The organism is Ruminococcus sp. (genome assembly GCF_045129435.1).
GTDB lineage: Bacteria > Bacillota > Clostridia > Oscillospirales > Acutalibacteraceae > Ruminococcoides.
In genome coordinates, this window is record NZ_JBGVJL010000124.1 from 1 (window position 1) to 5,519 (window position 5,519).

The following is a 5,519-nucleotide window of genomic DNA, read 5'->3' on the forward strand; positions in this document are numbered from 1 at the left end:
AATGCAAAAACAAGCGATAGCTTGATTTACTATCGCTTGTTCATTTCAATTCTTCTTTTTCGGGTTTACCCCAACTATTGACATAGAGCCTATAAAGTCTGTGCTAATTCAAACAAAATTTCCCGACCGTTGCTAAACCATAATTTACCCCAACATAAGTACCAAACTTTTATAGTTCAACAAACAGGGAACAGACAAAAAACTACCGACAGAGTATTCTCTGTCGGTAGGAATGCTTATAATAATTTAATTATACTTTAATTATTGCTATACATAATATGTAGTAGCTAAGCAAAATAGAATTTTGGACTCATCTCCAATTAATGATAATTTAAAAATCAGTAAAGTTTACATCGGAATTATCTCCTATACAATAGTATATCTAAATATAAACTTCCTCGTACATCGGTCTTATCTCCAATCTGTAGATTTTGACTTAATAAATTTTATCTGTACATTGGTATAACCACCATCAACAAGATTTTAAAATTAAAATATTAAAATATAAATTCTATTAAATTGTAACCATAATCTCGGATAAACCTGATTACCTTAGAATTGTGATTACGCTTTATACTCATTTTTACGAATAATAATCTGAAAGTAACCGCCGCCGACTGTATATAAAAATATGAAGTCTTGGATTATGTTCGTACGCTTTGGCAATTCCTTTTAGATTGGTAATAATCGGAAACCTTGTCTGAATTAAAAAGTAATATGTTTAATAACATTGAAATTTTCAGCTATCCGACAAACAAACGAGATATTTATAACCTTTCTAATGTATCAGGTTATCGCTTGTTTGGGGGAAGGCTCCTCATGAAATCTCTGATATGTCTTATGTAGTGGACTTTTACTTTCATATTAGAAACCTCCTTTTGTTCCTTTTCTTTGTCTATATTATACAGAATAAATCAAGCGTTGTCAATATAAATATTAAAAATATTTATAATTTTATTTTTGTAAAACATATTGAAGTGCATTTTCAGATGTGTTATAATGAAATAGTTGGGGTATTGCAAAATACTCCTTTTATTGACTTTTTACTCGCTTTTGTGTATAATAATTACACATTATATGTTTAAACGGATAAGAGGTGTGGTATATGATAAAGAAATATAATAAGCTTGTCAGAGATAAAATTCCTCAGATTATCGAACAGAACGGACAGATGTGTGAAACCGAAGTTCTCTCAGACGAAAGATACCTTGAAATGCTTGAACTTAAGCTTTCTGAGGAATGTACCGAGTATCAGATTGATAAAGATCCTGAGGAGCTTGCAGATATTCTTGAGGTTGTTTATGCTATTGCCAATGCCAGAGGGATGACAGACGGTGAACTTGACAGAATCAGACTTGCCAAAGCGAATAAGAACGGTAGATTTAAGGATAAAATTTACATTAAAGAGGTTACTGATTGGTAAACAAAAAGCACGATGCGTAAAAACATCGTGCTTAATTTTTTGCCGGCTTATTTACATATTATTTTCATCGTAAACCGCTCTGCAGCCGCCAATAAATTTTGGCCTTGTGCGTGCTGCAAGCAAAATAGCTTTGCCAATGTGGTCAAGACTGAGCCTTACAGGAACAGCAACCTTTTTAAGGTGCATACCAATCAATGTACCGCCAATGTCAAGTCCTGCATCAGCCTTAATTTCTTCAACGGCAACAGGATTTTTAAAATGCTTGTAAGCTGCAGTAGCAAATGAACCGCCTGCCTTTGGCTGAGGTACAACATTCACAATTTCAGAGAATGGCACAGCCTCACGCTCTACAATGATTGCTCGGTTGAGATGTTCACAGCATTGAGCCGCAAGGTAGATTTTCTTTTCAGTAAGCACATCGTAAATGCCTGCAAATACATCTTCGGCTACTTCGGGTACTGAATTTTTGCCAATCGTGCCGCCGGTAACCTCACTTGTAGAACAGCCTACCACAAGAATATCGCCCTCTTTAAGCTTAGCAACCTTGCAGATTTCTTCAGCAGCCTGCTTTGCCTGATTATAAACCTCTAAGTTAGACATATATATCAACTCCTGTAATTATCATCTATACTTATTATAGCATTATTTTAGCAAAGTACAAGCGAATCAATCTTTTACAACAAAAATAATAAAATTTATATAACAATCTTGATTTTTTAGTAAAAATGTTATATAATAACATTGTAAAATTTTATGCAAAGGATGATTGCTATGAATAGATTTGTATTAAACGAAACCTCTTACCACGGTGCAGGTGCTATTAATTCTATCCCTGAGGAAATCAAGGGAAGAGGTTTTAAAAAGGTGCTTGTTGCATCAGACCCCGACCTTGTTAAATTTGGAGTTACTAAAAAGGTTACTGATGTGCTTGAAAACGCAGGAATTGAATATACTTTGTACTCCGACATCAAGCCAAACCCTACAATTCAGAATGTACAGCATGGTGTTGAGGTATTTAAGGAAAGCGGTGCAGATTGCATTGTTGCCATTGGCGGCGGCTCCTCAATGGATACAGCAAAGGCAGTCGGTATAATCATCAATAACCCTGAGTTTGCTGATGTTCGTTCACTTGAGGGAGTTGCTCCTACTAAGAACAAGGCAGTTCCGATTATCGCAGTTCCTACCACAGCAGGTACAGCCGCTGAGGTTACCATTAACTATGTTATCACAGATGTTGAAAAGAACAGAAAAATGGTTTGCGTAGATGTACACGATGTTCCTGTAGTTGCAGTTGTTGACCCTGATATGATGTCAACTATGCCAAAGGGACTCACAGCTGCTACAGGTATGGACGCTCTTACACACGCTATTGAGGGTTACATAACAAAGGGTGCATGGGCACTTTCGGATATGTTCCACTTAAAGGCTATCGAGATTATTTCAAAATCACTTCGTGGTGCGGTAGATAATACTCCTGAGGGCAGAGAGGGAATGGCTCTCGGTCAGTATGTTGCCGGTATGGGTTTCTCAAATGTTGGTCTAGGCATTGTTCACTCAATGGCTCACCCACTCGGTGCATTGTATGACACTCCACACGGTGTGGCTAATGCAATTATTTTACCGACAGTTATGGAGTACAACGCTCCTGCTACAGGTGATAAGTATAAGTATATTGCGGCAGCAATGGGTGTTGAGGGTACAGAGAATATGACAGTTGACGAGTACCGCAAGGCAGCCGTTGATGCAGTTAAAAAGCTCTCACAGGATGTTGGTATTCCTGCCGACTTAAAAGAAATTGTTAAACCGGAAGATGTACCGTTCCTCGCTCAGTCAGCATATGATGACGATTGCCGCCCCGGCAATCCAAGAGATACAAGCGTAGAAGAAATCGCCGAACTGTATAAGAGCCTTATGTAATATAATTCCTATTGAGAAATAAAACTGAATATAATATTAAAAGCCTACGGTTCTCCGCAGGCTTTTTGTTGTGTAAAAAGTTATTCAATATTTTTTGAATCTGAATTGCGTATATATTCTGCAATATCCGATAATTCACAATCAAGTATTTCACATAGTTGATTTAAAGTATATGTGCTTACATTTTCGTTTTTCCTTAATCGGTCAAGCTGTCCCGTGCTAATATGATATGTTTTTATTAACTTGTATTGAGATATTTTCTTTCTTTTCAAAGTTTCCCATAATTTATTATAAACAATCATAGCAACATACCTTATAAGTTTGTATATGTAAAAAATGTATAAATTTATATATATTTTAATGTATATATTTATATATTGACAATAGCCCATAATCGGGCTATAATTAAGTAAAAATTAAGGAGTGAAGCTTATGAAAAAAAGTATATCAATAGTATTATCAATTTTAATTTTAGTATGTACAATTACATTGTTACCTTTTACTGCAAGTGCATTAACACGCTCGGAATTTGATAACAAATTAAATAATTTGCGTTCAAAATATCCGAATTATAGCACTTGGTATGAGTCATTTGATGGTGGCTCGGAATGTTTTGGCTTTGCAAGACTGATGGGCTATGAAGTTTTTGGTTCTTATCCGTCATCTTGGGAGGTGTCAAGAGATTTTAACAGCGTGAAAGTTGGTGATATAGTAAGATACGGAAATAATGGTAATGGAGGACACTCAATTTTTGTAACCAATGTGTCAGGCAATACAATTACTTTTGTTGATTGCAATGGAAACGGAAACTATAGCGGTGCAACAAAGGTGCGTAGATGTGGAATTAAGTGGGATAATACAACAACAATCGGAAGTAGTTTATTTGGTTATAGTTTTTCGTACATAAGGAAAAGCCCGGATTTAGAAACCAAAGTTAAACCATATAATGTAAGTATTAGTGCCGATAAATTGGTATATGGCTTATATGACAATATAGAACTTTCTTTTGCTTCAGAAGGTAATACAGAATATTATGGTTGCCAGATATGGTCAGGTGATAAATTAATATTTAGTCAAAATACAAATGAAAATAAACTTATTATTTCTTGCCGACAATTTGGAGCAGGAAATTACGCTGCATATGTTTCTGCTGTTAATTCAGTTGGTAATACCACATCTTCTACAATTAATTTCTATATTGCCAATCAACTTTCTAATCCTATATTAAGTATAAACAAAACTGCATTTAAATTGAACGATACTATTAAATTTACAGCAGCTGCTGATGGTGGTGCTGATTACTATGGACTTCAAATATGGAAATATGATACAGTTGTTTATCAAAAAGAATTCATAGGACATACTATTGAAGTGCCTTGTGATGTTATAGGAGAGGGCGAATTCGGTGCTTTTGTTTCCTGCGTTAATGCTACCGGAAGTGTAAATACTCAAGTAGTTTCTTTTACTATTAGTAGTAATAAAAATTTAGGAGATATAAACAATGACGGTATAATTAGTGTTGAAGATACCACCGAAATACAAAAATATATTGCAAATATGATTTCCTTTGATAAAAAAACTATGCTTAGGGCAGATGTAAATGAAGATGGAGAAGTTGATGTAAACGATACAACACTTATTCAAGAGTATTGTGCAGGAATAATAAGCGAATTTTAATTTGCGTTTATGTAATACACAAAGAAAGCCTGTGGTTTTCCGCAGGCTTTTGTTATTGTTTTAAAGGTTCTGTTTTAATGTTGGGTAACATTGATAAATTATGGTTTAGCAATGGTCGGAAAATTTTCTTTGAATTATCACAGACTTTATACCCGAAAATAAAAAATTTGGTCAACCTTTTTCAAAGGTTGTGGGTGTGGGCAAAGCCCACCATATTTTAGATTACGCAAAATTATGATAGCCAAACAGCAACGCTGTTTGGTGACTTGAACGCAACAGCGAAAGCCTTATAATGCGATAGCATAATAAAAAGCCATTATATAAAAAGCCGTTATTCTTATAAATGAATTATTTCTTTTTAATAGCTGTCGCCTATTTTTTCAAACCTTGCTTTAGCACACAAACAGCAACGCTGTTTGTGCTTGAAAATTTGCAATAAAAACAACTTTTCTTGGGCTTTGCCCAAACCCACGAGCCTTTAAAAAGGCTCGACCTAAATTTT

At 35.0% G+C, this 5,519-nt stretch carries 5 protein-coding genes; 3 read left to right on the forward strand and 2 right to left on the reverse strand.

Translation table 11 applies throughout. From position 1 onward, the window contains the following. The first annotated feature begins 1,105 nt into the window (after positions 1-1,105). Complete coding sequence (locus tag ACJMMI_RS06210; protein ID WP_405354339.1) at positions 1,106-1,423, forward strand: phosphoribosyl-ATP pyrophosphohydrolase; 318 nt, start codon at positions 1,106-1,108, stop codon at positions 1,421-1,423. Between the two features lie 51 nt (positions 1,424-1,474). Here the strand turns inward: ACJMMI_RS06210 and ACJMMI_RS06215 are convergent, their stop codons facing one another. Continuing rightward, entirely contained in the window at positions 1,475-2,023 is a 549-nt protein-coding gene (locus ACJMMI_RS06215) for a TIGR01440 family protein (RefSeq protein WP_405354340.1), read from the reverse strand. 171 nt (positions 2,024-2,194) lie between these two features. On the opposite strand from ACJMMI_RS06215, the gene fucO reads away from it, so the two are divergent. Beyond that, positions 2,195-3,340 (forward strand): lactaldehyde reductase, encoded by a 1,146-nt coding sequence (gene fucO / locus ACJMMI_RS06220; protein WP_405354341.1) that lies wholly within the window; start codon positions 2,195-2,197, stop codon positions 3,338-3,340. 80 nt (positions 3,341-3,420) lie between these two features. On the opposite strand, the gene ACJMMI_RS06225 is transcribed toward fucO, so the two are convergent. Next, a complete protein-coding gene (locus ACJMMI_RS06225; protein ID WP_405354342.1) occupies positions 3,421-3,732 on the reverse strand; it encodes a helix-turn-helix domain-containing protein in 312 nt (103 codons plus the stop codon). Positions 3,733-3,772: 40 nt separating this feature from the next. Between ACJMMI_RS06225 and ACJMMI_RS06230 the strand changes: the two genes are divergently transcribed. Then, positions 3,773-5,017, forward strand: coding sequence for a dockerin type I repeat-containing protein (locus ACJMMI_RS06230; RefSeq protein ID WP_405354343.1), 1,245 nt, complete (start codon positions 3,773-3,775; stop codon positions 5,015-5,017). Positions 5,018-5,519: the final 502 nt, after the last annotated feature.

What these genes read in the sequence shown, in the direction of transcription:
- ACJMMI_RS06210 (WP_405354339.1), top strand. Translation starts at nt 1,106, where the DNA reads ATGATAAAGAAATATAATAAGCTTGTCAGAGATAAAATTCCTCAGATT.
- ACJMMI_RS06215 (WP_405354340.1), bottom strand. Translation starts at nt 2,023, where the DNA reads ATGTCTAACTTAGAGGTTTATAATCAGGCAAAGCAGGCTGCTGAAGAA.
- fucO (WP_405354341.1), top strand. Translation starts at nt 2,195, where the DNA reads ATGAATAGATTTGTATTAAACGAAACCTCTTACCACGGTGCAGGTGCT.
- ACJMMI_RS06225 (WP_405354342.1), bottom strand. Translation starts at nt 3,732, where the DNA reads ATGGGCTATTGTCAATATATAAATATATACATTAAAATATATATAAAT.
- ACJMMI_RS06230 (WP_405354343.1), top strand. Translation starts at nt 3,773, where the DNA reads ATGAAAAAAAGTATATCAATAGTATTATCAATTTTAATTTTAGTATGT.